The sequence below is a fragment of the Inquilinus sp. NPDC058860 genome, assembly GCF_042743185.1.
Classification (GTDB): domain Bacteria; phylum Pseudomonadota; class Alphaproteobacteria; order DSM-16000; family Inquilinaceae; genus Inquilinus.
Map to the genome: position 1 here is coordinate 55,850 of NZ_JBHYMS010000001.1, position 25,341 is coordinate 81,190.

Sequence of the window (25,341 nt, forward strand, 5' to 3'; positions counted from 1 at the left end):
CCCGGCGGCCGGGCCCCCGGCGCCGCAGAGGAGATGATCGGCAATGTACCGCGACACGATTGCCAAATACGCTGAGTCCGGCGCGCACAAGGCCGGGATGGTCAGGGCCCATCTGCTGAGCTTCCTGATCGGCTCGGCCCTGGCCGGCGCCTATATCGGCTTCGGCGACATCTTCATGTTCACCGTCGGCGCCCATGCCGACCCGTCCTGGTCGCATCTGGTGATGGGCGCGGTCTTCGCCTCGGCCCTGACCATCGTGGTCTTTGCGGGGTCGGAGCTGTTCACGGGAACCGCCATGACCATGCCCTTCGCCGTGCTGCGCGGCGACAGCGGCCTGGGCGACATGGTGCGGGTCTGGATCGCCTGCTGGGTCGGCAACCTGGCCGGCGCGGTGGTGCTGGCGGCGCTGCTGCACATGGCCGGCGGCGGCGTGCTGCTGACCGACGGCAGCAGCGAGTTCTTCGCCGTCGTCGCCGCCAAGATCGCGGCGCCCGGATACGAGCTGTTCGCCCGCGGCCTCTTGTGCAACTGGCTGGTCTGCCTGGCGATCTGGATGTGCGGCCGCACCGAGAACGACGCCGCCAAGATCGCGCTGATCTTCTGGCCGATCGCGATCTTCGTCGCCTGCGGCTTCGAGCATTCGGTCGCCAACATGTTCGTCTTCGCGCTGGCCCTCCTGGGCGAACATCCGGAGACGGTCACGCTCGGCGGCGCCCTGCACAACCTGGTCTGGGTGACGCTGGGCAACCTCGCCGGAGGCGGGCTCATGGTCGGGCTGGGCTACTGGCTGCAGGAGCGCGGCGCCGAGCGGAAGGCCGCGGCCCCGGCCGTCCAGCCGTCCGGCGCCCTGCCCCGCGCCTGACCTCGCTGCGAGGGGCGAAGAGGAAAACCATGTCTGCGCGACAGCCCTCCAAGCGATATCAGGATGGAGACCGCAGAGGGCGGAAGAAGGCGCGGATATCGTCGGCCAGCAGCGCCGGCTGCTCCATGGCGGCGAAATGGCCGCCCTTGGGCATGATCGTCCATCGGCCGACCTCGAAGACGCGCTCGACCCATGAGCGGGGCGGCATCGGCAGCTCGCGCGGGAACAGAGCGACCCCGAGCGGCGGAGCGATGCGCTCGCCGCCTTCGAAGGTCAGGGGACGAAGGCGGTTCTCCTTGTAGAGCCGCAGGGAGGCGGCGATGGCGTCGCTGAACCAGTAGAGGGAGATATCGGTGAGAAGCGCGTCCATCGTGAAGACGCGTTCGACCTCCCCGTCGCAATCGCTCCACGCGCGAAACTTCTCGGCGATCCACGCCGCCAGCCCGACCGGCGAATCCGTGAGGGCGTAGGCGAGCGTCAGCGGCTTCGTGCCCTGCATCAGAGCATAGGCGCCCTCGGATCCGGCCCAGGATGCCGCCCTGTCCAGGAAGGCCTGTTCCTCCGCCGTGACGGCAGGGAAACCCGCACCGGTCGGGGGCCGGTAGCTTCCGGGAATGAAGTTGAGGTGGACGCCCACGACGTTGCCGGGGAACATCCGCGCCAGCCATGTCGAAACCCCGGCGCCGATATCGCCGCCCTGCATCCCGAAGCGCTCATAGCCAAGGCCACGCATCAAGCCCAGCCACAATTCGGCGATCTGCCTGGAGCTCGTACCCGGACGCGCCGGAGCCTGCGAAAAGCCGAATCCCGGCAGAGAGGGCACGACGACATGGAAGGCGTCCGCCGGATCGCCGCCATGGGCCGCCGGATCCGCCAGCATTGGAATGATATGCTCCATCTCGATGAAGGAGCCCGGCCAGCCGTGCGTGAGCACGAGAGGCAACGGCGCCGGGCCCGTGCCCGGCTGATGCACGAAATGGATGTCCAGCCCGTCGATTGCGGCCTTGTACTGCGGCAGCCGGTTGAGCCGGGCCTCTTGCGAGCGCCAGTCGAATCGATCTTGCCAGTGGTCCGCCAGCCGCTCGATGAACGACAGGCTCGCGCCGTCGTCCCACGCGTCGCGCGCGAGGCTGGCCGGCAGCCGGGTCGCGCGGAGACGGCGCTGCAGATCCGCAAGCCGCTCCTCGGCGACGTGGATCTGGAAGGGGCGTATTTCCAACTGTGGCTTCCTTGGTCGGATGCGTTGAACGGAGCGCCCAGGCTTCCAGGCTATGGAGGAGCGGCGCGCTGTGCCTCCAGCGCGTCGGCGATGCGGACGAGGTCGGCGACGGACCGTGCCGCCATCTTCCGCATCACCTGGCCGCGATGGATCTTGATCGTGATCTCGGCGACCCCGAGCTGCGCCGCGATCTCCTTGTTCATCAGCCCGGCCGCGACCAGGGCCATGATCTGCCGCTCGCGCGGGGTCAGGGTCTCGTACCGCCCCACGACCTCCGCCATGCGCCGCGCCGCCGCCCGCCGGTCGCGGTCGCGCTCGATCGCCGCGGCGACGGCGTCGAGCATGTCCTGGTCCCGGAACGGCTTGGCCAGAAAGTCGACCGCCCCGGCCTTCATCGCCCGCACGCTCATCGGGATGTCGCCGTGGCCGGTCATGAACACGACCGGAATCCGGCAGCCGGCCCGGGCCAGCTGGGCCTGGACGTCCAGGCCGCTGGCCATCTGCAGCCGGACGTCCAGCACCAGGCACCCGGCCGACGGCGCCAGGCCGCTGTCCAGGAATTCCTCCGGCGACGCGAAGCAGGCGACGCGGAAGCCGACCGAGCGCAGCAGGCTGTCCAGCGCGGTGCGGACCGCGGCCTCGTCGTCCACCACCAGCACCAGCGGCGCCTCGGCCGCCATGCCGGTCATGCCGCCCTCCCGGCCGCCGGCAGGGCGACATGGAAGGTCAGCCCGGCATCGGCGTTGCGCGAGGCCCAGATCCGCCCGCCATGGGCTTCGACGATCGAGCGGCAGATCGACAGGCCGAGACCCATGCCGCCGGGCTTGGTGGTGCGGAACGGGGTGAACAGGCGCGCCATCTCCTCCGGCTCCAGCCCGATGCCGCTGTCGGCGACCAGGATCAGTCCCTCGCCCGCCGGGCCGACGCCGGTCTCGATCGCGAGCTCGCGGCGGGGGGCAGTCTCCATCGCCTGGACGGCGTTGACCACGAGATTGATCAGCACCTGCTGCAGCTGGATCCGGTCGGCCAGCACGGGCGGCACCCCGGGCCCGGGCCTGAGGTGCAGCGCCACGCCATGGTCGGCGATCTCCCGCCGCATCAGCTCGACCACCTCGTCGACCACGGTATCGAGGTCCGCGGCGACCCGCTCGGGCGCCGCCTTCCGGGTCAGGTCGCGCAGCCGCTGCACGACGTGATCGGCGCGGCTGGCCTGGCCGGTGATCCGGCCGGCGCAGGCCCGGGCCTCGTCGAGCGCCGGCACCGGCCGGTCGAGCCAGCGCAGGCAGGCCTGGGCGTCGGTCATGATCGCGGCCAGCGGCTGCTTCACCTCATGCGCGATCGACGTCGTCAGCTCGCCCAGGGTGGCGATGCGCGAGACATGCGCCAGCTCGGCCCGGGCCTCGGCCAGCGCCCGTTCGGCCCGGCTGCGCTCGGTGATGTCGACGACACTCAGCAGGCCGGTGGACCGCACGCCGTCGACCGGAAAGGTCGCGGTGACGAGGACCGAGCGGCGCTCGCCGCCGATCGTCCGCAGCACGGTCTCGCCGGTGAAGGACGGCCGGCCTTCCGCCAGGGCGATCAGCAGGTCGCGCCAGGTCCGGACGGTCTCGGGCAGGAAGATGTGCTGACGCATGGCGATCGCCTCGGCCGCGTCCGCGGCGCCGACCAGCCGTACCGCGGCGTCGTTGGCACCGACCGTCCGCATCAGGGCGATGCAGCGCTCGACCAGGCGGTGGTCGTCCTCCAGCCGGCGGCGCAGGTCGGGGACGCTCTGCCGCGAGAGATCCTCGAACAGGCCGTGGATTCGGGTGAAATCCTCCTCCCAGATCGCCACGCCGACCGACTGGAAGATGCCACGCCAGCGCCGCTCGCTGTCGCGCAGCACCGCCGTCGCCGCCTGGCTGCGCCGGGCCAGCGCCGTGGCGATGGCGATCGAGGACAGGCTGACGATGCCGCGCAGCAGATGGGCCTCGAAGCCGGTCTGGCGCAGCCCGACCAGGAATCCCACGACCGTCAGCCCGCCGCAGGCGAGCGCCACCAGCAGGATGCCCCGGCGGTCGAGGAAGCCCACCGACATCAGGATAACGATGGCGTAGAGCACCGCCACCGCGATCTTCATCGGGCTGAAGGTGTCGAACAGGAAGATGGCGAGGGCCAGCGCCGCGGTCAGCAGCGGCAGCAGCCGGCCATGCCCGGGCCGGGCCCGCGGCGCGAAGGCCGCGCGGCCCCCGGTCCCTTCGGCCGGAATGGCAGTCACCGGCGCCGCCACCGGCGGACGGGGGCGGAAGCGATCGGCATCATGGCGCCATGTCTCCTCGGCCGGGTGCCGGTCCGGCCGGCCCGGTTCGCTGTGCTGGCGGAGACATGATCATCCACGCGCCCGGCGGCAACACCCCGGTCCCGGCCCCTGGCGTGCGCGATGCGCAGGGGTCGCATGCGGCGCCGGCGTCACTCGCCCGCCGAGGGTGCGCCTTCGGCAGCCAGGTGCGGCGGCATCGCACTGTCCTGCCGGCGGCGGCCGGCGAGCCGGACCCGCAGCTTGTCGAGATACAGGTAGACGACCGGCGTCGTGTACAGGGTCAGCGCCTGGCTCAGGATCAGGCCGCCGACCATGGCGTAGCCCAGCGGCTGCCGCAGCTCCGACCCGGTGCCGGAGCCCAGCATCAGCGGCAGGCCGCCCAAAAGCGCCGCCATCGTCGTCATCATGATCGGGCGGAAGCGCATCAGGCAGGCCTGGCGGATCGCGTCGAACGGGGTGAGCCCCTGGTCGCGCTCCGCCTGGATGGCGAAGTCGACCATCATGATGCCGTTCTTCTTGACGATGCCGATCAGCAGGATCACGCCGATCAGCGCGATGACGCTGAAGTCGAAGCCGAACAGCATCAGCATGACCAGGGCGCCGGCGCCGGCCGAGGGCAGGGTCGACAGGATCGTCAGCGGGTGGATGTAGCTCTCATACAGCACGCCGAGGATGATGTAGATCACGATCAGCGCCGCGGCGACCAGATAGGGCTCGCTGGCCAGCGAGGACTGGAAGGCCTGGGCGTTGCCCTGGAAGGTGCCGGTCAGAGAGGCCGGCACGCCTATCTCCTGCTCGGCCTGCTGGATCGCCGTCACCGCGTCGCCCAGCGCCACGCCCGGGGCCAGGTTGAAGCTGAGCGTCACCGCCGGGAACTGGCCCTGGTGGTTGATCGACAGGAAAGCCGTCGGCCGGGTGGTCCAATGCGCCAGGGCGCTGATCGGCACCTGCTCGCCGGTCAGCGGCGACTTGATGTAGATCCGGTCGATCGCCGAAGGCTTGTCCTGCAGCTGGGGCAGCACCTCCATCACCACGTGGTAGCTGTTGACCTGGGTGAAGTACTGCGCCGCCTGGCGCTGGCCGAAGGCGTCGTAGAGGGTGTCGTCGATCAGCTGCGGCTGGATGCCGTAGCGGGCGGCGGCGTCGCGGTCGATGTCGAGCGTCAGGGTGGTGCCGCCGGTCTGCTCGTCGGTGGCGACGTCGCGCAGCTGCGGCAGGGCCTTCAGCTTGGCGTAGACCCTGGGCGCCCACTGGTTCAACTCGTCGATATTCGCGTCCTGCAGCGTGTACTGGTACAGGGTCCGGGTCGGCCGGCCGCCGATGTTGATGTCCTGGGCCGGCTGCAGGAACAGGGCCGCGCCCTCGACCTGGGCCAGAAGCGGCCGCAGCCGGTCGATGACCTGGCTGGCCGAGGCCTGGCGCTCGTCGCGTGGCTTCAGGGTGATGAACAGGCGGCCGTTGTTCAGCGTCTGGCCGCCGCTGGAGCCGAGCGCCATGCCGACGGTGGCGACATCCGGGTCGGCGGCGACGATCTTGCCGAGCTCGACCTGCTTGCGGCTCATCTCGGCGAAGGAGATGTCCTGCGCCGCCTCCGAGGTGCCGAGGATCAGGCCGGTGTCCTGCTGCGGGAAGAAGCCCTTGGGGATGACGACGAAGAGATAGCCGGTGGCGGCGATGGTCGCCAGGAACACCATCAGCGTGATGCGGCTGTGCCGGAGTGCCGTGTCGAGCGACCGGCGGTAGCCCGTCAGCATCAGGTCGAAGCCGCGCTCCGACAGCCGGTACAGGCGACCGTGCCGGCCGGTGTCGTGCTTCATGAACTTCGAGCACATCACCGGGGTCAGGGTCAGGGACACGATCGCCGAGACCAGGATGGTCATGGTCACGGTGACGGCGAATTCGCGGAACACCCGGCCGACGATGCCGCCCATCAGCAGCAGCGGAATGAACACGGCGACCAGCGACAGGCTGATCGAGAAGATGGTGAAGCCGATCTCGCCCGCGCCCTTCAGCGCCGCCTGCACCGGCGACAACCCTGCCTCGATATGGCGGTGGATGTTCTCCAGCATGACGATGGCGTCGTCGACGACGAAGCCGACGGCGATGCTGAGGCCCATCAGCGAGAGGTTGTCGAGGCTGTAGCCGAAGACGTACATCAGCGCCAGGGTGCCGACCAGCGCCAGCGGCACGGTCACGCTGGGGATCGCCGTGGCCCAGAAGCTGCGCAGGAACACGAAGATCACCATCACCACCAGGGCGATGGTCAGAGCCAGGGTGAACTGCACGTCGGCGACCGAGGCGCGGATGGTGGTGGTGCGGTCGCTGAGGATGTCGACCTTGACCGCCGGCGGCATCGCCGCCTGCAGCTGCGGCAGCAGCGACTTGACGTGGTCGACCACCTCGATGACGTTGGCGCCCGGCTGCTTGAACACGATCAGCAGCACCGCGCGCTGGCCGCCGGCCCAGGCCGCGAGCTTGGTGTTCTCCGGCCCCTCCACCGCCTGGCCGATGTCGCGGATGCGCACCGGCGCGCCGTTCTTGTAGGCGATGATGATGTCGTTCCAGGGGTCGGCCTTCAGCTCCTGGTCGTTGTCGTAGATGGTGAAGGTCCGGGTCGCGCCGTCGATGCTGCCCTTGGGGCTGTCGGTGGTGGCGTCGGCGATGACGCCGCGCACATCCTCCAGCCCGATGCCCAGCGCCGCCAGCTTCTGCGGGTCGACCTGCACCCGCACCGCCGGCTTCTGCTGGCCGCCGATGCTGACCTGGGCGACGCCCGGCACCTGGCTGATGTTCTGGCTCAGCACGTTCTCGGCATAGTCGTCGACCGTGGTCAGCGGCAGCGTGTCGGAATGCACCGCGAACACCAGGATCGGCGCGTCGGCCGGGTTGACCTTGCGGTAGGTCGGCGGCGAGGGAAGGTTCTTCGGCAGCTGGCCGCCGGCGGCGTTGATCGCGGTCTGCACGTCGCCGGCCGCGGCGTCGATGTTGCGGTCGAGGTCGAACTGCAGCGTGATCGAACTGTTGCCGAGCGTGCTGCTGGAGGTCATCTGCGACACGCCGGGGATCTCGGCGAATTGCCGCTCCAGGGGCGCCGTCACCGACGAGGCCATGGTGGTCGGGTCGGCGCCGGGCAGCTGGGCCGAGACCTGGATGGTCGGGAAGTCGACCTGCGGCAGCGGCGCCACCGGCAGCAGCGGATAGGCGACGAGGCCGACCAGCAGCACCCCGGCCATGATCAGCGAGGTGGCGATCGGCTTGCGGATGAAGGGGGCCGAGATGCTCATGGTCAGGCGCTCGGCTGGCTGGCGGCGGCCTGGCGGGTCTGCACCCTCGTGCCCGGCTGCAGCCGGTACTGGCCGGCGGTGACGACGCTGGCGCCGGCGTCGAGGCCGGTCTCGACCACGGCCGCGCCGTCGGTGATCTGGCCGATGCCCACCGGCCGCAGCTCGACCGTGGCGTCCGGCTTCACCGCATAGACGTAGAGGCCGTCGGGCCCGCGCTGGATCGCGGCGGAGGGCACGGTGACCACGTTCTGCTCGGTGCGCAGCAGCAGCCGGACATCGACGAACTGGCCGGGCCACAGCTGGTTGGCCTTGTTCGGGAAGGTCGCCTTCAGCCGGATCGTGCCGCTGGCCTGGTCGATCTGGTTGTCGACCAGCTGCAGCGTGCCCTGGTCCAGCGGCTTGTCGTCGCCGCGGGTGTCGGCAAACACCGTCAGCGGCCCCTTGGCCATCGCCGCCGAGATCTGCGGCAGATCCTCCTCCGGCAGGGTGAAGATCGCCGTGATCGGGTGCAGCTGGGTGATCACCACGAGGCCGCCGGTGTCGGTGGCGTGGACGATGTTGCCCTGGTCGACCAGGCGGATGCCGGTTCGGCCGTTCAAGGGCGAGGTGATGGTGGTGTAGCCGAGCTGCGTCGCGGCGTTGTCGATCGCCGCCTGGTCGCCCTCGATCTGGGCCTGCAGCTGCGCGATCAGCGCCTTCTGCGTGTCGACGCTCTGCGCCGTCGCATACTGGTGCAGGTTCTGGAAGCGCTGCAGGTCGAGCTGGGCGTTGGCCAGCTGCGCCTCGTCCTTGGCCTTGGTCGCCTTGGCCTGGTCCAGCGCCGCCTGGAACGGCCGCGGATCGATCTGCGCCAGGGTCTGGCCGGCGGTGACGTGCTGGCCTTCCTGGAAGGAGACGGTCTGCAGCTGGCCGTCGACCCGGGACTTCACCGTCACCGTGTTCAGCGCCTGCACGGTGCCGAGCCCGGTGAGATAGACCGGCACGTCGCGGCGCTGCGCCGCCGCCGCCTCGACCGGCACCGCCAGAGGCGGCGCCTCGGGCGCGGCCGAGGCGGCACTGCCGCGCAGCTCGCGACCGACCAGAACGGCGGCGCAGACCAACACGAGGGCGATCGGGGTGCCGATCCGCAGCACCGTCCGGCGGGCGACAAGGGGCATCTGCATCTCTCCAGCGGCAGGCAATCGAGAGAGGCGCGGGCGCCGCAGCCATGACGGCCGCGACGCCCGCGATCGACGTCTCCTCCCGGTCCTCGGCTGGCCCGATGCGCTCCGCCCCGGCGGGTTGCCGGGACGGGGCGTGGACCGGCGCCGACGCCAGCGCGGCGCCGACACCTGCCTCTTGGTGCTGAGCGAATGGCGAAAGGTGACTTCGCCAGAGCTGGGAAGTCAATGGCATAAGTTCATCAGGAGACAGGATGACGCAGCGATCTGTTTTCATGAATTCTTTGCAATATTGGTTCTGGATGATCGCTTTATTAAATTCCCGTAAGAAGAGCTCCACCCGCACCGTCCCCGCCCATATGTTGCAGTGCGGAATCGCTCGACGCCACGGCGATCGCGGCAAGGCCCGCGGCCCGGACGGCCGGCATCCCGCTGCACTCTCGAAGACCACGCAACGCCGGGACCCGCCCCGAAGGCCGCTCCCGGACCAGGTTGAAGAGGAACCATCATGTCTCTGCTCAGGCATCCCCGCCCCGCGGGGCTCGCGGCCCTGCTCATGCTCGGACTCGCCGCCGCCGGGCCCGCCTTCGCCCGCACCGGTCTGCAATCCGAGCACACTCCGCTCCTGCCGCAGACGGCACAGGCGGATTCGACCGACGCCCAGATCGACTCCGGTCCGTCCTTCGATCACGGCGAGAACGCCGCCGACCGCGGCAGCCATAGGGCCGATATCGGCCATGACCGTGGAGCCCGCGGCCATGACGGCGGCCACGGCGGCGACCATGGCGGAGGGCGGGGTCGGTAGGACGACCATCGACGCAGAGCCGGCGGCGATCGCCGCCGGCTTCGGCGACCCAGGCCGGCCGCCCGGCCCGGCCTGGGTCCCCTTCCCGGACGATGCGGCTTGCCCGCCAGATCCGTTATCGATATCATTATCGATAACGATAATGGAGATCGGATGCTCACCCTCGTCCAGGACGGCATGCGGCCCGGCAAGAGCGCGGAGGTCTTCGACGGCCTCAAACGCATGATCATGCTGGGCGAGGTCGCGCCCGGCATCGCCCTGCTGGAGCTGGAGCTGGCACAGCGCTTCCAGTGCAGCCAGGGCACGGTGCGCGAGGCGCTGCTGGCGCTGCAGGAGGAAGGGCTGGTGCATCGCCTGCCGCACAAGGGCACGCGGGTCGCCGACTGCACCGAGGACGAGGCCGTGGAGATGTTCCGGCTGCGCCACGGCATCGAGACCCGCGGCATCGTCCGCGCCCTGCGTCGCCCCGACCCCACTTTGCTGCCGGACCTGACCGCCCTGATCGAGGGCATGGAGGCGAAGGCGCTGGCCGGCGACGAATACGGCCAGACCGAGCTGGACCGCGCCTTCCACCGGCGGCTGTTCCGGGCCGCCGGCCTGCCGGCGGTGGAGCCGCTGCTGCACCGCTGCATCCTGCACAACCACCGCTTCAAGATCACCCGCAGCGGCGAGCGGCGCGACCTGACGGCCACGGCCAAACGGCATTGGAGCATCGTCGAAGCGCTGGCGGCGCGCGACGAGGCCGCGGCGGTCGCCGCCATCGGCCACCACATCGAGACCATCGTCGATGTCGGCCCGTCGATCTTCGGCGCCGCACCCGAGAGGGCCAAGGCATGACCGGCTTCGACCCGAACGACGCGCCGAACCCCGAGATGGCGGCGATCATGGCGCGGCTGGCCGCCGAGGACGGGCACCTGCCGGACCCGATGACGCTGCCGGCCGCCGAAGGCCGGGCGCAGGCCGAGGCGGGCAACGCTCGCTGGAACCGCGACCTGCCGCCGATGGAGACGGCCGAGCTGACGCTGCCCGGCGGCGATGGTCTCCGCCCGGCCCGGCTGTTCCGGCCGGCATCGGCGCGCGGCGCGATCCTGTACATCCATGGCGGCGGCTGGGCCTTCTGCAGCCTCGACACCCACGACCGGGCGATGCGCTGCCTGGCCGAGGCGACGGGCATGGCCGTGATCGGCATCGACTACCGCCTGGCGCCGGAGCATCCCTACCCCGCCGGGCTGGACGATTCCGTGGCGGCCTGGCGGGCGCTGCCGGAGATGCTGGCGCGGCACGGCCTCTCCGGTCCGGTCGGCGTCTCGGGCGATTCCGCCGGCGCCAACCTGGCGCTGGCGCTGATGCTGCGGGAACGGGACGCCGGGCGGACGCTGCCGGAGTTCGGGCTGCTGTTCTACGGCGTCTATGCCGTCGATCACGACACCGAGTCCCACCGGCGCTTCGGCCCCGGCGGTTACGGCCTGACCACCGCGAAGATGATCCGCTACCGGGACTGGTACGCGCCCGACCCCGCCACCTGGGGAGAGCCGCCGGTCTCGCCGCTGACGGCATCGAACCCGGCGCTGCGGGCGCTGCCGCCGCTCTACCTCAACGCCGCCGGGCTCGATCCGCTGCTCAGCGACACGCTGATGCTCGGCGAGCGGCTGCGGGCGCTGGGGCGGGCCGACCCGGTGCGGGTCCATCGCGGGGTCATCCACGGCTTCATGCAGATGACGAGCGCGCTGGCGGAGGCCCGAACGGCCTTCGCCGAAACCGGGGCCTGGACCCGGCGGTTCAACGAAAACGCATAGAGGGAGGAGGAAACGTCATGAGGACGATGCAGGGCGCGGCCCTGGCTGCGCTGCTGGCGCTGGCCGCCGGGACGGCGCAGGCCGAGAGCACGGTCCGCTTCTGGTACCATTTCGACAATCCGGACAATCCGGTGGCCGATCTGGTCGCCAGGTTCGAGGCGGCCAATCCGGGGATCAAGGTCGAGGCCGAGAACATCCCCTGGAACAGCTACTACGACAATCTCTACACCGCGATCGCCGGCGGCAACGCGCCGGACGCGGCGATGGTGAAGCTGTTCGCCCAGCCGCGGCTGGTGGAGATGGAGGCGCTGGAGCCGCTGGACGACCGGATCGCCGGCTGGGAGGGCAAGGCCGACCTGCAGGACGACCTGCTGAAGATCAACGGCGGACCGGACGGGAAGCAGTATTACCTGCCGGTGCAGTACGTCGTCTCCTACCTCTACTACCGCGCCGACCTGTTCGCCGAGGCCGGGCTGCAGCCGCCGAAGACCTGCGACGACTTCGCCAAGGCGGCCAAGGCGCTGACCCGCGACACCAATGGCGACGGCCAGCCGGACATCTGGGGCTTCGGCTTCCGCGGCGGCAAGGGCGGCTACGACCATTGGGGTCCCTTCGTGCTGTCGGCCGGCGCCACGTTCGAGAAGGGCGGGCTGACCAGCCAGCAGGTGATCGCCGCCAACAATTGGCTGGTCGACCTCTACCGCAACCAGAAGCTGTTCCCGCCCTCGGCCCCGAATGACGGGTTCCAGGAGATCATCGCCGCCTTCCAGCAGGGCCGCACGGCGATGACGATCCATCACATCGGCTCCTCCGCCGGCATGGTGAAGGCGCTGGGCGACAAGGTTTCCGCCGTGCCGGTGCCGGAGTGCAACGGCGGCCGCTGGACCTCCTATGGCGACGAATCCCTGGCCGTGCTGTCCTCGGCCGAGGACAAGGACGCCGCCTGGAAGTGGATCGCCTTCCTGGCCAGCGGCGACGCCAATGTCGAGTTCAACAAGGCGACCGGCCAGCTGCCGGTGACCAAGAGCGGCGCGGCGAAGTGGACGCTGCACGAGAAGCGCTTCGTCGACGCCACGGTGCAGTCCCTGCCCTTCGCCCACAGCCTGCCGGCCGTCTCCCAGACCGCGGATTTCGTCAACACGGTGTGGCCGGCGGCGATGCAGCGGGCCCTGACCGGCGAGATCACGCCGGAGCAGATGATGCAGGAGATCGAGCAGCTCTACGCCCCATGAAGTCCACCTCGATGACCCTGGCGTCGGCACAGGCGGCCCCGGCCCGCGGCAAGGCGCGGACCCGGATCCTGCCCTATGTGCTGCTGAGCCCTGCGGTGCTGGTCACGCTCTTGATCGTGTTCCTGCCGATGGTGCAGGCGCTGGTGCTGAGCCTGCACGAATTCGTGCTGTTCCGGCCGAACCGGATGCCCTTCGCCGGGCTCGGCAACTTCGCCAAGGCGCTGGCCGACCCGGTGTTCTGGACCTCGCTGGAGCACACCGCGCTCTGGGTCGGGATCACGGTCCCGGCCCAGCTGCTGCTCGGCCTCGTCACCGCGCTGCTGCTGAACCAGCGCTTCTGGTGGCGGCCGCTGGCGCGGGCCGTGGTCATCATCCCCTGGGCCCTGCCCAGCGTCGTCATCGCCCTGATGTGGCGCTGGATCTACGACCCCAACGCCGGGGTGCTGAACGACGTGCTGGTGCGCCTGGGCATGCTGCAGGGCGCCTTCCCCTGGCTGGCCGATCCCGGCACCTCGCTCTATGCCATCATCCTGACCCTGACCTGGCAGGGCTTCCCGTTCTTCGCGGTGATGATCCTGGCCGGCCTCCAGGCGGTGCCGCGCGACCTGTACGAGGCGGCGGCGATCGACGGGGCCACGCCCTGGCAGCAGTTCTGGCGGATCACCCTGCCCTCGATCGCCGGGGTGATCGCGACCGCGGCGCTGCTGCGGCTGATCTGGGTCGCCAACTCGATCGACGTGATCTTCGTCATGACCGGCGGCGGCCCGGGCTACGCCACCCACACCCTGCCGCTCTATGCCTTCATCAAGGCCAGGACCAATCTCGACTTCGGCTACGGCTCGGCGCTGGCGGTGATCTTCACCCTGCTGCTGGCCGGCTTCGTCCTGGTCTATCTGCGGCGCACCACGAGGGCCATGGACTGATGGTCACCCGCAGCTCCCCCTGGCAGCGCTTCGCCCTGATCCACCTGCCGATGCTGCTGATCGCGGGCTTCGCGCTGGGCCCTTATCTGTGGATGGCGCTGACCTCGCTGACGCCGCCGGACGACATCGTCGGCCGCGGCGTCGCCGTAGACCCGTCGGCCTGGACCAGCGCCAGCTACGAGCGGCTGTTCGGCCGCACCAGCTTCCTCCTGAACATGGGCCACAGCCTGATCGTGGCGCTGGGCACGGTCGCGGTCGGGCTGACCCTCAGCGTCACCGCGGCCTATGCCTTCTCGCGCTTCCGCTTCGCCGGGCGCCGGCTGCTGATGGTCCAGTTCCTGGTCATCAACATGTTCCCGGTCGTGCTGCTGATCCTGCCGCTGTTCGTGCTGATGCGGCGGCTGGGGCTGCTCGACACCCACATCGCGCTGATCGTCGCCAACGCCACCGTGGCCATCCCCTTCGCCATCTGGATGATGACGAGCTACATCGACGCCATCCCGAAGAGCCTCGATGAAGCGGCGATGACCGATGGCTGCTCCCGCCTCGGCGCGCTGTGGCGGGTGATCCTGCCGCTGTGTGGCCCCGGCCTGGTGGCGACCGGCATCTACATCTTCATCACCGCCTGGAACGAATACCTCTACGCCCTGACGCTGGGCGGCCGCAGCGTCCGCACCATGACCGTCGCGATCCAGACCCTGATCGGCGAGTACCAGATCGAATGGGGTCTCCTGACCGCCGGCGGCGTGGTCGGCGCCCTGCCTGCCACCATCCTGTTCCTGCTCGTCCAGAAACGCCTGATCGGCGGCCTGACCCAGGGCGCCGTGAAGGGATGACCATCTCTCGACCGAAAGTGATCCCGACAATGCCGAACCCGATCGGCCTGATCTCCATGCAGGTCGCGCGCCCCTTCACCGCCGAGCATTTCGGCTGGTTCGAGCGGATCCGCGCCATGGGCTACGACTTCATCGAGCTGCTGGTGCCGGAGCCGGACGAGCTGGACCTCGTCGAGACCCGCCGGGCGCTGGCCGGGGCCGGCCTGTCCGTCGTGCTGGCCGCCCGGGTCAACCTGCAGCGCAACCTAACCGGCGACGATGCCGGCGCGCGAGAGGCCGGGGTCGAGTATCTGCGATATGCCGCCGACTGTGCCGAGGCGCTCGGCGCCTGCATCATCGGCGGCCCGCTCTACGGCAACCCGCTGGTCTTCGCCGGCCGGCCGCCGGCGCCGGTGCCGGAGGATCTGCGCCTGCGCCGGCAGGACTGGTGCGTCGACGGGCTGCGCCGGGCCGCCGACGCCGCCCGCGACCACGGCGTGGTGCTGGCGGTCGAGCCGCTGAACCGGTTCGAGACCGACATCCTGTGCACCACCCGCCAGGGGCTGGAGCTGATCGACCGGGTCGGCCGGCCGGAGGTGCGGCTGATGCTCGACACCTTCCACATGCATATGGAGGAGGCGGACATCGCCGAGGCCATCCGCCTGGCCGGCGACCGCTTCGTCCATTTCCAGGCCAACGAGAACCATCGCGGCTTCGTCGGCACCGGCGCCACCGACTGGGTGGCGGTGGCGCGGGCCCTGGCCGATGTCGGCTATCAGGGGCCGATCTCGGTCGAGCCGTTCCGCCGCGACGACGACCGCTTCGGCGTGCCGATTGCGCAATGGCGGCCGCCGCATGAGGACGAGACGGAGAAGCTGACGCAGAGCCTGGCCCTGCTGCGTGGCGCGCTGGCGATGGGAGGGCATCGGCGATGAAGATCGGCTGGATCGGCTGCGGCACCCATGCGAGCCAGATGCTGCTGCCGCAGCTGACGCGGCACGACGTCGAGCTGGTGGCGCTGTGCGATGTCGACGGCGCCGCCCTGGCCCGCGCCGCCCGCCAGTTCGGCGTTGGCGCGACCTATGCCGACCATCGCGACCTGCTGGCCCATCCCGGGCTGGACGCGGTCGGCATGGCGGTCGGCCCCGCGGCGCATCACGCCATCGGCCTCGCCGCTTTGGCCCGCGGCCTGCCGGTGTTCATGGAGAAGCCGCCCGGCGGCAACGTCGCCCAGGCCGAGGAGCTGCTGGCGGCGTCGGAGCGCGCCGGCAAGCCGCTGGTGCTGGGCTTCATGAAGCGCTTTTCGATCGGCAACCGCATCGCCGGCACCATCGTCCGCGGCGGCGAGTTCGGCCCGGTGCTGGGCTTCTACGGCTCCTACATGACGGCGCCGACCTATTTCCGCGGCGCGGTCGACTATTCGGGATTCTTCCTGCATCACTGCGTCCACTACATGGACCTGCCGGCCTTCCTGGCGGCGTCCCCGATCCGCGAGATCTCCGCCCGCAAGGTCGAGAACGGACCCGGCCGCCTGCTGATGCACATCGCGCTGGGCTTCGACAGCGGTGCCATCGGCACCGTGGTCATGGGCACGGTGCAGTCGCGCGGCACGCCGATGGAGTTCGTCCAGGTCATGGGCGACCACCGCCGGCTGGAGGTGCGCAACGTGATCGACGTGACCTATTACCGCGACCCCGCCTTCAAGACCCAGGACCTCGGCGCCACCCTGTCCGGCGCCGAGGACGCGCTGACCTGGTCGCCGAATTTCACCGCCGCCGCCAACGAGGACGTGAAGGGCTACCACGCCCTGCTGGAGGTGACGCTGAAGGCCTTCCGCGGCGAGCCGGCCGACGCGCCGACCATCCGCGACGGCGTCACCGCCATGCGGCATCTGGAGACGCTGCGGCGGCAGGTGGGCGGATAGCGTCCCCTCGCCTCAGGCCGGCAGCAACGGGCCGACCCGGTCCCGGATCGCCGCCACCGCCTCCTGCGGCGATTTGCGGCCGAGCACCGCCAGCTGGACCTCCTCGAGGAAGGTCGCCTGGGCGCGCACCGCCTCGGGGAAGGCCGGGAAGGCCGGCCGCGCCTTGGCCAGGACCGCCGCCTCGATCTTCGCCAGGGGCTGCGCCGCGGCGAAGCCGGCATCGGCATAGGTCGACACGCGCACCGGGCCGTTGCCGTTGCGCGCCGCGCCCAGCGTGACCGCCTTGCTGGAGACCGCCTTGATGAAGCTCCAGGACAGCTGCTTGTCGGTCGAGTTCGCCGGGATCGCCATGGCCCAGGATTCGACCACCGCCGCCATGCCGGTGCCGGCGGGGAGCGTCGACGATCCGGGGAACGCCACCGCCTTGATCTTGCCCGGGACCGAGGACTGCTCGGGGTTGTTGAGCTGGGCGAAGCGGGCGAAGGGCAGCACGCCGAAGGCCGCGCGGCCCTGCTGCAGCCAGGTCACCATGTCGTCGTTGCGGGTGTTGGCGTAGCTGCGCGGCAGCGCGCCGGCCTGGAACAGGTCGGCCAGCACCGCCAGCCCCTTCTCCATCGCCGCCGGGTCGGGCAGCAACTTGCGGTCGGTGCCGATGAAGTCGCCGCCGAAGGCGCGGGCGAACATCACCGGGAACACCGCGAGGTCGCTGGCCAGGATCATCCCGACCACCCGGTTTCCGGCGGCGGAGGTGAAGGTCAGCTTCTTCGCCTGCTCGACCAGCTCCTCCAGCGTCGCGGGCGGGGCGCTGAAGCCGGCCTCCTCCAGCAGCGCCTCGTTGTAGAACAGGGCCTGGGTGGCGTGCCGCACCGGGATGCCGGCCAGCTTGCCGTCGACGGTCACGGCGCGGCGCAGGCCGGGCGCGATGTCATCGATATCCTCGATCGGGTCGGACGCCTGGTAGCCGTCGAGCGGCTCGAACAGCCCGGCGATCTGCGGCGTCATCCGGTTGTCGATGACATAGCCGACGTTGAAGCCAGTCTGGCCGAGGCTCGCCTCCCGGAACAGCCGGTCCTGCAGCGGGTTGCTGTCGAGGGTGGTCCAGGCGATCTCCGCCCCCGCCGCCTGGCGCCAGGGGGCGATGACGTCGCCGGCCGCGCCCTTGGTCAGCACGTTCTGATGCACCAGATGCGACAGCACGTTCAGCGTCTTGGCCTGGGCCGAGGCGGTCCGTCCCAGCGCCATGGTCGCGGCGCCGGCCACGGTGCCGGCGAGCAGGCTTCGTCTCGTCAGTTGCGTCGTCATGGTTTTCCTCCCCTTTTTGTTCATCCCTTGGTCGCGCCGGCGGTGAGGCCGGCCACCAGGAACCGGTTCATGGCGATCACGAACAGCAGCACCGGCAGCAGCTGGATCGTGGCCGCGGCGAACAGCACACCCCAGTCGACCCCGTCGACCGAGCTGATCATCTCCGACAGCACGAAGGGCGCGGTCTTGGCCCGGGTGGCGGTGAAGATGAAGGCGAACAGGAACTCGTTCCAGGCGAAGACGACGACGAAGACGGCAACTGCCAGCATGCCCGGCGCCGCCAGCGGCAGGACGATCCGGCGCAGCACGGTGAGCCGGCTTGCCCCGTCGATGATCGCCGCCTCGTCCAGCTCGCGCGGGACCTGGTCGATGAAGGTGCGCATCAGGATCGTGCCCAGCGACACGAAGAAGGTCGTGTACAGCAGGATCAGGACCAGATGGGTGTCGTTCAGCCCCAGCAGGTTGACGATCGGGAACAGCGGCAGGGTGACCACGATCGGCGGGACCAGGCGCACGCCGATCAGGAGATAGACCGAGCCGGCGAGAAACCGGCCCCGGTGCCGCGAATAGGCATAGCCGGCGAGGGAGCTGACGGCGACGGCCAGGACGGCGGAGCCGGCGGTGACGATCAGGCTGTTGACCAGCCCGTCGAAGAAGCTGCCCCAGCGCTGCCAGAGATGCTCGTAGTGCAGCAGCTTCGGCTCGAACAGCAGCTTCGGCGGCACCGCGAAGATGTCGCGCCCCGGCTTGAACGACGACAGCACGATGAAGGCGATCGGGACGATCGACCAGGCGACCACCGCGGCGACGGCGACGGCCTTGCCGATCGCGACCAGGAGGCGGTCAGCGCGCATCGGCCGCCATCCCCTTGCGCAGCCGCAGGATATAGGCGGTCGCCAGCAGCAGCGAGACCACGACCATGATCCAGGCGGTGGCGGCGGCGGTGCCGAAGGAGTTGTAGCGAAACGCCTCGAGATAGAGGTAGACGGCCACCACCTCGGTGCTCCGGGCCGGCCCGCCCTGCGTCATCAGCCAGATCTCGGAGAACAGCCGGAAGGCGAAGATGTAGCGAAACAGCATGGCGATCAGGATCGCCGGCGCCAGCAGCGGCAGGGTGATGGTGCGGAACAGCTGCAGCGGCGAGGCGCCGTCCGCCCGCCCGGCCTCGTACAGGTCCTTCGGGATCGCCAGCCGCGCGGCGTAGAGGATGACGAAGGTGAAGGGCAGGTGCAGCCAGATGGTCAGCAGCCCGACCAGGACCAGCCCGTGCGACGGCACGAAGGTCCAGTCCAGCGTCGGCAGCCCGAGGTCGAGCAGCGCGTTGGTCACCGGGCCGACATCGGGGTCGAACAGGAAGCGCCACATCGCCGCCGCGGTCACCTCGCTGATCGCATAGGGCGCCAGCACGATCACCAGCAGCAGGCGCCGTGCCGGCAGGCCGCTGGCGAACAGCAGGGCGATGCCGAGGCCGAGCAGCAGCTCGAGATGCACGGCCACCGCCACCACCGCGACGGTGTTCAGCAGCGACCGCCAGAAATAGGCGTCGCCCAGCACGCGGAGATAGTTGTCGAAGCCGACGAAGCTCGCCGCCTGGCCGAAGCTGGAGGCCTGGAAGCTGAGCCAGAACACGAAGACCGACGGAATCACGATGACGCCCAGCACCAGGACATGCACGGGCGCGACCAACGGCAGCGCCCCCGCCAGCCCCTGTCGCAGACGCTTCCAGCCTGCTTGCATTCCGCCTCCCGGGCCGTTCTTCGTCACGGACGCCGCCTGCCCCTGGCCCTGGGCGGCGGCGATCTTCGGTGGCTGGCCGTCAGGCTGCCGCGGCGAGCGGCACGCGGCCTTCGACGGTGGTGCGATACATCACCCGGCGGTAGCCGGGATAGTCGTTGATCGCGGTGTGCAGCACGAAGGGGTTGTTCCACATGCCCAGCGTGCGCGGCGCCCAACGCAGGCGGCAGTGGAACTCCGGCCGGGTCGCCCTGGCCATCAGGAAGTCGATCAGCGGCTTGCTCTCCTCCTCGGTCATGCCCTTGAAATGGGTCAGGACGCTGCTGACGAAGACGTAGCGCCGCCCGGTCACCGGATGGGCGCAGATCACCGGGTGCTCGACCGCCGCGTTCTCGATCGCCTCGACATCCGCGGTGACGCCGAGCCGCTTCTGCATCGCGTTGATCGCGAACACGCCGCGCCCGCTGTGGATGCCGGTCAGGCCTTCGAGGATCGAGACCAGCCGCGGCGACAGCGACTGGTAGGCCTTCTCCAGGCTGCTGAAGCAGGTATCGCCGCCGACCGGCGGCACCTCCTCGCCGTACAGCATGGTGACCCCGGGCGGCTTCGCCAGCCAGGCCAGGTCCATGTGCCAGTCCTCGCCGATCACCTTGCCGGTGTCGTCGCGCTCGCGCACGAAGCGGACGATGTCCTCGAACCCGTCCATCGGGGTGTGCACCGGATTGCCGCTGAACGGCCCGAAGCGGCGGGCCACCTGCTGCAGCGTGGCCGGCACCAGGTCCTGATCGCGCACCGCCAGCACGTGGTATTCGTGCAGGGCATGCAGCACCTCGGCGAAGACGCCCTCGGCCGCCGTCCTCAGGTCGACGCCGATGATCTCCGCCCCCAGCGCGCCGGTGAACGGCCGAAGCTCGAATTGCGTGAAGCGCTCGTCCCGCATCCCTGCCCGCCTCCCTCGATGGCCGCGCTCTATCGCTGGCGCAACACTGACTTACATGTAAGTAAGTACACGGTGACGAAAGCGTCGTCAACGGGTCTCGAATGTCAGCGCTGGGGCTCTCCCGCAGCGCTGATCAGGCGGCCGAGCGCCCGGAACAGCAGCTCGATCTCCTCGAACCGGCCGGAATCCTGGGTCATCGGCGGGCAGGACAGAAGGGTGACGCGCAGCACCCGGACGACGTCCTCCACATCGGTCCCCGGCCGCAGCTGGCCCGCCGCGACCGCCTCCCCGACCGCGTGGCGGAGGCAGAGGTCGTAGGTCCGGTTGACGCGCTCCAGCGCCGCCACCGCCTCGTCGCCGAGTGTCGGCAGGTCGTGGCGCAGCCGCGACAGCGGGCTCCAGACATGGCGGTCCCCATCGCTCTTGTTGAAACGGTCGTAGAAACGGCGCAGATCGTCCAGCTGCATCGCCAGCCGCTCGGCGAAGGGGGCGCCGCCCGCCCGCCAGTGGCGCTCGATGCGGGCTTCGGCGTTCGCGGCGATGTCCTCGATCAGCTCCCGCATCAGCTGCTGCTTGCTGCCGAAGTGATGGTGGATGTTGGCCCGCGTCGTCCCGATCGCGGCGGCGATGTCACCGAAGCTGAAGCCCTCATGCCCCCGCAGGACATAGAGCTCGGCGGCGACCGCCTTGATGCGGTCGCGCGTGCCGCCCGCGGCATCGGGTTCGGACGGCCCGCTGTCCTGACGTGCCATGTCGTGCGCTCGCTGTTCGGCTGCCCCGGGACGTTGTCAGCCAGACACCATGGATTTGCACAGCCGGCAAGCCACCCCTTCACGCGCCCTTGGACAGCAGCCCCTGCGCGATCGCCGAGGCGTGGCCAACATGGTCGAGGCAGGCCTGGGCGGCCGCCGCCCCGTCGCCCCGGCGGATCGCCTCGACGATCCGCCGCATCTCGGCCGGGCCGTCTTCGGAGCGGCCGGCGGTCGAGATCGTCATCGCCCGCAGATGGGTGATCCGGGCGTTCAGAGAGTTGACGATGGTCCAGGCCACGCTCTTGCCCGCGCCCTGGAACAGGATCTTGTAGAAATCATGGGTCGCCGCCAGCACGGCGGTCGGCGCCTTCCGGGCATAGGCCTGCTCGATCCGCCCCATCGCCGCCTGCAGCTTGTCCGCGATCTCCCGCGGCGCCGTCTCGGCGCAGGTCCGGGCCGCCAGCGCCTCGAGCATGGCGCGGATCTCGTAGACCTCCTTCGCCTGCTCCGGCGTCGGCCGCACCACGATCGGACCCCGATAGGGCACGTTCTCCACCAGCCCCTCGGCCTCGAGATGGCGCAGCACCTCGCGCACGATCGACCGGCTGACGCCGAGCTGGTCGCACAGGTCCCGCTCGACCAGCCGGTCGCCCGGCTGGAAGCGCAGCCCCAGGATCGCGTCGCGCAGCTTCTCCAGCGCCAACTCCCGCAGGGTCCGCGCGCTGCGGTCGACCTTCAGCAGCGTGTCCTCGTCGTTCATCGCCCTCTCCCGACCCGTTCCTCCTAGCCCATCGCGGCATGCGCCACCAGACCATCCGGCCCGGAGGACCGGGAGAAGAATCCTGGCCGTTGACTCTATTGTCCGATGGTATACCATCTTACGAGAAGATCACATAGCGCCCGAATGGAGCGCTCGGGGACACAGGGGCAAGGAATGACGCTGGTGCTGCGCAAGCTCGTGACCTATGTCGAGGACACCCGAATCGAAGGCGGCCGAAAGGCGCCTCAGCCGCTGAAGCTGTTCGCCGCCGCGGCGGTGCTGACCAACCCCTGGGCCGGGCGCGGCTTCGTCGAGGATCTGAAGCCGGAGATCCACGCCCAGGCCCCGGTGCTGGGCGAGATGCTCACGGCCGAGATCCTACGGGTGGCCGGGTCCGGCGAGGCGGTCGAGGCCTATGGCAAGGCGGCGATCGTCGGCACCTCGGGCGAGATCGAGCACGCCTCGGCGCTGATCCACACCCTGCGCTTCGGCAACCACTACCGCCGCGCCGTCGGCGCCAAGAGCTACCTGTCCTTCACCAATCTGCGCGGCGGCCCGGCCACCCCGGTGACCATCCCGCTGATGGACAAGAACGACGAGGGCCGGCGGTCGCATTACCTGACCGTCCAGTTCTCGATCGTCGACGCGCCGGCGCCGGACGAGATCGTGGTCGCGCTCGGCGCCTCGATCGGCGGCCGGCCGCATCACCGCATCGGCGACCGCTACCAGGACCTGCGCGATCTCGGCGGCACCGATGCCTGAGGCCGCCCTCGGCGCCGGGGAGACGCGCTGGCGCCGCGCCGGCACGGGCCGCCCGATCGTCTTCATCCACGGCGTCGGCATGGCCTCTTCGGTCTGGGCGCCGCAGATCGAGGCCTTCGCCCTCACCCACACCGCCATCGCCTACGACATGCTCGGCCATGGCGGCAGCGCCCTGCCGCCGGAGCGGCCGGGCCTGAAGGACTACAGCGACCAGTTGCGGTCCCTTTTGGACGAACTCGACCTCGGCCGCGCCGTGGTCGTCGGCCATTCCATGGGTGCGCTGGTGGCGCTGGAATTCGCGCTGAACCATCCGGACCGGACCCTCGGCGTGGCCGCGCTGAACGCGGTCTACCGCCGCACGCCGGCGCAGCGCGAGGCGGTGCTGGACCGGGCCCGCCGGATCGAGGCGGAGGGGCCCGGCGGCGCCGTCGACGGCACCATCGCCCGCTGGTTCGGCAACCCGGTGCCGGCGGCGCTGGCCGAGGTGGCGGACAAGACCCGCGCCTTCCTGGAATCGGCCGATCCGGTCGGCTACGCCCGTACCTATCGCCTGTTCGCCAGCGCGGATGCGGCCCATGCCGAACGGCTGGGCGGCCTGGCCGTGCCGGCCCTGTTCCTGACCGGCGAAGAGGACCCGAATTCGAGCCCGGAGATGTCCCGCGCCATGGCGGCGGCCGTCCCGCGGGGCCGCGCCGAGATCCTGCCGGGCGAGCGCCACATGATGAGCCTCACCGCCCCGGCGCTGGTGAATGCCAGGCTGCGGGCCTTCGCCGAGGAGGTGCCATGACCGCGTTCGACGCGCGCGAGTTCCGCAAGGCGCTGGGCAGCTTCGTCACCGGCGTCACCGTGGTGACCACCGTCGAGCCCGATGGCGGGCCGCGCGGCTTCACCGCCAACTCCTTCACCTCGGTGTCGCTCGATCCGCCGCTGGTCCTGATCTGCATCGCCAAGACCGCCGCGAGCTGCCCGGTCTTCGAGGGCAGCGGCCATTTCGCGGTGAACATCCTGGCCGAGCACCAGCAGGCGGTCTCCGGCCTGTTCGCCTCCAAGAGTCCGGACAAATTCGCCGCCACCGCCTGGTCGGCCGGGCCGGCCGGCAGCCCGCTGATCGCCGGGGCGGCCGCCTGGTTCGACTGCACCACGCACCAGGTCGTCGATGCCGGCGACCATCTGGTCCTGATCGGCCGGGTCGCCGGCTTCGGCCAATCCCCGGCCACCCCCCTCGCCTATTGCCGCGGCGCCTATGTCGCCTTCGGTTTGTCGCAGGAGGCGCTGGCGGCTGCCGATCGTCGCACCCGGGTCGGCGCGATCCTGGAGCAGGACGGCGCGGTGCTGCTGCTGGCCGATGCCGACGGCTGGCTCGACCTGCCCGCCGGTGCTGGCCTGGACCCGGCCGCCGACCCGCGCAGCCTGAAGGGCGTGCTGGCGCGGCACGGGCTCGACGCCCGCCTCAGCTTCCTGTTCGCCGTGTTCGAGGACGCCGCGACCGACCGCGGCACGGTGTCAATCTACTACCGCGGCACCCTGGCCGGCGGCCCGCCGCAGGACCCGGCGCTGCGGCTGGTCCCGCTCGACGACATCCCCTGGCCGCTTCTCGCCGACGACGCCGTGCGGTCCATGCTGCAGCGCTTCGTCAATGAGCGCGGCGAGGACAGTTTCGGCATCTATGTCGGCAACGCCGCGGCCGGCACCGTCCGCGCCCTGCAAGCCCAGAACGAGGCTGGATTGCGATGAAATTCTCCCTCTTCGTCCATATGGAGCGGCTGGCCCCCGGCCCGTCCCATGCCGAGCTGTTCGACCAGCTGACCGAGCTGGTGCAGCTGGCGGAAAGCGGCGGCTTCGAGGCGGCCTGGGTCGGTGAACACCACGGCATGGAGTTCACGATCGCGCCGAACCCCTTCATCAACCTGGCCTATCTAGCGGCCAGGACCGAGCGGATCCGCCTCGGCACCGGCACCGTGATCGCGCCGTTCTGGCACCCGATCAAGCTGGCCGGCGAGGCGGCGCTGACCGATGTCGCCAGCCGCGGCCGGCTCGACATCGGCATCGCCCGCGGCGCCTATTCCTTCGAGTATGAGCGGCTGCTGCCGGGGCTGGACGCCTGGGGCGCCGGGCAGCGGCTGCGCGAGCTGATCCCGGCGGTACAGCGGCTGTGGCAGGGCGACTATGCCCATCAGGGCGAGTTCTGGTCCTTCCCCGCCACCACCTGCATGCCCCGCCCGGTGCAGGAGCCGCACCCGCCGATCTGGGTCGCGGCGCGGGACCCGAACTCGCACGAATTCGCGGTCACCAATGGCTGCAACGTCCAGGTCACGCCGCTGGCCTCGGGCGACGCCGAGGTCGCCGGCCTGATGGACCGGTTCAACACCGCCTGCGCCGCGCATCCGGAGCGGCCGCGGCCGCAGATCATGCTGCTGATGCACAGCTTCGTCTGCGGCTCGGAGGCGGAGGTGGCGGAGACGGCGCGCGAGCTGAGCCGCTTCTATTGCACCTTCGGCGCCTGGTTCAAGAACGAGCGGCCGGTCAACCAGGGCTTCCTGGAACCGCTGAGCGAGGCGGAGATGGCGGCGATGCCGCAATACGCGCCCGATCTGATGCGCCGCAATCTGGTGATCGGCGAGCCCGAGGACGTGATCGCCCGGCTCAAGGCCTATGAGGCGCTGGGCTACGACCAGTACAGCCTGTGGATCGACAGCGGCCTGTCCTTCGCGCGCAAGAAGCGGTCGCTGGAGCTGTTCATCGACAAGGTGATGCCCGCCTTCACCTGAGGCG

24 protein-coding genes are annotated in these 25,341 nt (G+C 70.2%); 13 read left to right on the forward strand and 11 right to left on the reverse strand.

Annotated elements, in window-relative coordinates; translation table 11 throughout:
- Positions 1-43: 43 nt before the first annotated feature.
- Positions 44-862: a formate/nitrite transporter family protein gene (locus tag ACFW16_RS00265; protein ID WP_380300656.1), complete on the forward strand. Its 819-nt coding sequence runs from the start codon at positions 44-46 to the stop codon at positions 860-862.
- Positions 863-920: 58 nt separating this feature from the next.
- On the opposite strand, the gene ACFW16_RS00270 is transcribed toward ACFW16_RS00265, so the two are convergent.
- The 5 genes from ACFW16_RS00270 to ACFW16_RS00290 all read right to left on the reverse strand — a co-directional run bounded on the left by ACFW16_RS00270 (position 921) and on the right by ACFW16_RS00290 (position 8,821).
- The gene (locus tag ACFW16_RS00270; RefSeq protein ID WP_380300658.1) at positions 921-2,081 is read right to left on the reverse strand and encodes an epoxide hydrolase family protein; all 1,161 of its coding nucleotides are present in this window, start codon (positions 2,079-2,081) and stop codon (positions 921-923) included.
- A gap of 50 nt (positions 2,082-2,131) precedes the next feature.
- Positions 2,132-2,770: a response regulator transcription factor gene (locus ACFW16_RS00275; protein WP_380300660.1), complete on the reverse strand. Its 639-nt coding sequence runs from the start codon at positions 2,768-2,770 to the stop codon at positions 2,132-2,134.
- Positions 2,767-4,338, reverse strand: coding sequence for a sensor histidine kinase (locus tag ACFW16_RS00280; protein ID WP_380300662.1), 1,572 nt, complete (start codon positions 4,336-4,338; stop codon positions 2,767-2,769). Before ACFW16_RS00280 ends, ACFW16_RS00275 begins: the two co-directional genes overlap by 4 nt.
- Before the next feature lie 191 nt (positions 4,339-4,529).
- Positions 4,530-7,664, reverse strand: coding sequence for a multidrug efflux RND transporter permease subunit (locus ACFW16_RS00285; protein WP_380300664.1), 3,135 nt, complete (start codon positions 7,662-7,664; stop codon positions 4,530-4,532).
- Positions 7,665-7,666: 2 nt separating this feature from the next.
- Positions 7,667-8,821 carry an efflux RND transporter periplasmic adaptor subunit gene (locus ACFW16_RS00290; protein WP_380300666.1) on the reverse strand — a complete coding sequence of 385 codons (1,155 nt, stop codon included), beginning with the start codon at positions 8,819-8,821 and terminating at the stop codon, positions 7,667-7,669.
- A 511-nt stretch (positions 8,822-9,332) separates the two neighbouring features.
- On the opposite strand from ACFW16_RS00290, the gene ACFW16_RS00295 reads away from it, so the two are divergent.
- The 8 genes from ACFW16_RS00295 (at position 9,333) to ACFW16_RS00330 (ending at position 16,319) form a co-directional block, all read left to right on the forward strand.
- Positions 9,333-9,629, forward strand: coding sequence for a hypothetical protein (locus ACFW16_RS00295; protein ID WP_380300668.1), 297 nt, complete (start codon positions 9,333-9,335; stop codon positions 9,627-9,629).
- 153 nt (positions 9,630-9,782) lie between these two features.
- Positions 9,783-10,466 (forward strand): GntR family transcriptional regulator, encoded by a 684-nt coding sequence (locus ACFW16_RS00300; protein WP_380300670.1) that lies wholly within the window; start codon positions 9,783-9,785, stop codon positions 10,464-10,466.
- The gene (locus tag ACFW16_RS00305; protein WP_380300672.1) at positions 10,463-11,425 is read left to right on the forward strand and encodes an alpha/beta hydrolase fold domain-containing protein; all 963 of its coding nucleotides are present in this window, start codon (positions 10,463-10,465) and stop codon (positions 11,423-11,425) included. The genes ACFW16_RS00300 and ACFW16_RS00305 overlap by 4 nt, the downstream gene beginning before the upstream one ends.
- A gap of 17 nt (positions 11,426-11,442) precedes the next feature.
- Positions 11,443-12,657: an ABC transporter substrate-binding protein gene (locus ACFW16_RS00310; RefSeq protein ID WP_380300674.1), complete on the forward strand. Its 1,215-nt coding sequence runs from the start codon at positions 11,443-11,445 to the stop codon at positions 12,655-12,657.
- Positions 12,654-13,580: a carbohydrate ABC transporter permease gene (locus ACFW16_RS00315; protein ID WP_380300676.1), complete on the forward strand. Its 927-nt coding sequence runs from the start codon at positions 12,654-12,656 to the stop codon at positions 13,578-13,580. Before ACFW16_RS00310 ends, ACFW16_RS00315 begins: the two co-directional genes overlap by 4 nt.
- A complete protein-coding gene (locus tag ACFW16_RS00320) occupies positions 13,580-14,416 on the forward strand; it encodes a carbohydrate ABC transporter permease (RefSeq protein WP_380300678.1) in 837 nt (278 codons plus the stop codon). Before ACFW16_RS00315 ends, ACFW16_RS00320 begins: the two co-directional genes overlap by 1 nt.
- Positions 14,417-14,445: 29 nt before the next feature.
- Complete coding sequence (locus ACFW16_RS00325) at positions 14,446-15,330, forward strand: sugar phosphate isomerase/epimerase family protein (RefSeq protein ID WP_380300680.1); 885 nt, start codon at positions 14,446-14,448, stop codon at positions 15,328-15,330.
- A complete protein-coding gene (locus ACFW16_RS00330; protein WP_380300682.1) occupies positions 15,327-16,319 on the forward strand; it encodes a Gfo/Idh/MocA family protein in 993 nt (330 codons plus the stop codon). The genes ACFW16_RS00325 and ACFW16_RS00330 overlap by 4 nt, the downstream gene beginning before the upstream one ends.
- Before the next feature lie 12 nt (positions 16,320-16,331).
- Here ACFW16_RS00330 and ACFW16_RS00335 read toward each other — a convergent pair whose 3' ends face one another.
- From ACFW16_RS00335 to ACFW16_RS00360, 6 genes are all read right to left on the reverse strand, one after another.
- Positions 16,332-17,621, reverse strand: coding sequence for an ABC transporter substrate-binding protein (locus ACFW16_RS00335; RefSeq protein ID WP_380300684.1), 1,290 nt, complete (start codon positions 17,619-17,621; stop codon positions 16,332-16,334).
- Positions 17,622-17,641: 20 nt separating this feature from the next.
- Positions 17,642-18,475 (reverse strand): carbohydrate ABC transporter permease, encoded by an 834-nt coding sequence (locus ACFW16_RS00340; RefSeq protein ID WP_380300685.1) that lies wholly within the window; start codon positions 18,473-18,475, stop codon positions 17,642-17,644.
- Entirely contained in the window at positions 18,465-19,358 is an 894-nt protein-coding gene (locus tag ACFW16_RS00345) for a carbohydrate ABC transporter permease (RefSeq protein ID WP_380300686.1), read from the reverse strand. Before ACFW16_RS00345 ends, ACFW16_RS00340 begins: the two co-directional genes overlap by 11 nt.
- Before the next feature lie 79 nt (positions 19,359-19,437).
- Positions 19,438-20,295, reverse strand: a complete 858-nt coding sequence (locus ACFW16_RS00350; RefSeq protein ID WP_380300688.1) for a TauD/TfdA dioxygenase family protein — start codon at positions 20,293-20,295, stop codon at positions 19,438-19,440.
- A 104-nt stretch (positions 20,296-20,399) separates the two neighbouring features.
- Positions 20,400-21,047 carry a TetR/AcrR family transcriptional regulator gene (locus ACFW16_RS00355; protein WP_380300690.1) on the reverse strand — a complete coding sequence of 216 codons (648 nt, stop codon included), beginning with the start codon at positions 21,045-21,047 and terminating at the stop codon, positions 20,400-20,402.
- Between the two features lie 79 nt (positions 21,048-21,126).
- Entirely contained in the window at positions 21,127-21,807 is a 681-nt protein-coding gene (locus ACFW16_RS00360) for a GntR family transcriptional regulator (protein ID WP_380300692.1), read from the reverse strand.
- Positions 21,808-21,981: 174 nt separating this feature from the next.
- Here ACFW16_RS00360 and ACFW16_RS00365 point away from each other — a divergent pair, with 174 nt between their 5' ends.
- From ACFW16_RS00365 to ACFW16_RS00380, 4 genes are read left to right on the forward strand one after another with little or no spacing between them, the layout of a single operon-like run.
- The gene (locus tag ACFW16_RS00365; protein WP_380300694.1) at positions 21,982-22,569 is read left to right on the forward strand and encodes an amino acid synthesis family protein; all 588 of its coding nucleotides are present in this window, start codon (positions 21,982-21,984) and stop codon (positions 22,567-22,569) included.
- Positions 22,562-23,356: an alpha/beta fold hydrolase gene (locus ACFW16_RS00370; RefSeq protein WP_380300696.1), complete on the forward strand. Its 795-nt coding sequence runs from the start codon at positions 22,562-22,564 to the stop codon at positions 23,354-23,356. Before ACFW16_RS00365 ends, ACFW16_RS00370 begins: the two co-directional genes overlap by 8 nt.
- Entirely contained in the window at positions 23,353-24,303 is a 951-nt protein-coding gene (locus ACFW16_RS00375; RefSeq protein WP_380300698.1) for a flavin reductase, read from the forward strand. The genes ACFW16_RS00370 and ACFW16_RS00375 overlap by 4 nt, the downstream gene beginning before the upstream one ends.
- Positions 24,300-25,337, forward strand: a complete 1,038-nt coding sequence (locus ACFW16_RS00380; RefSeq protein WP_380300700.1) for an LLM class flavin-dependent oxidoreductase — start codon at positions 24,300-24,302, stop codon at positions 25,335-25,337. The genes ACFW16_RS00375 and ACFW16_RS00380 overlap by 4 nt, the downstream gene beginning before the upstream one ends.
- Positions 25,338-25,341 lie beyond the last annotated feature (4 nt).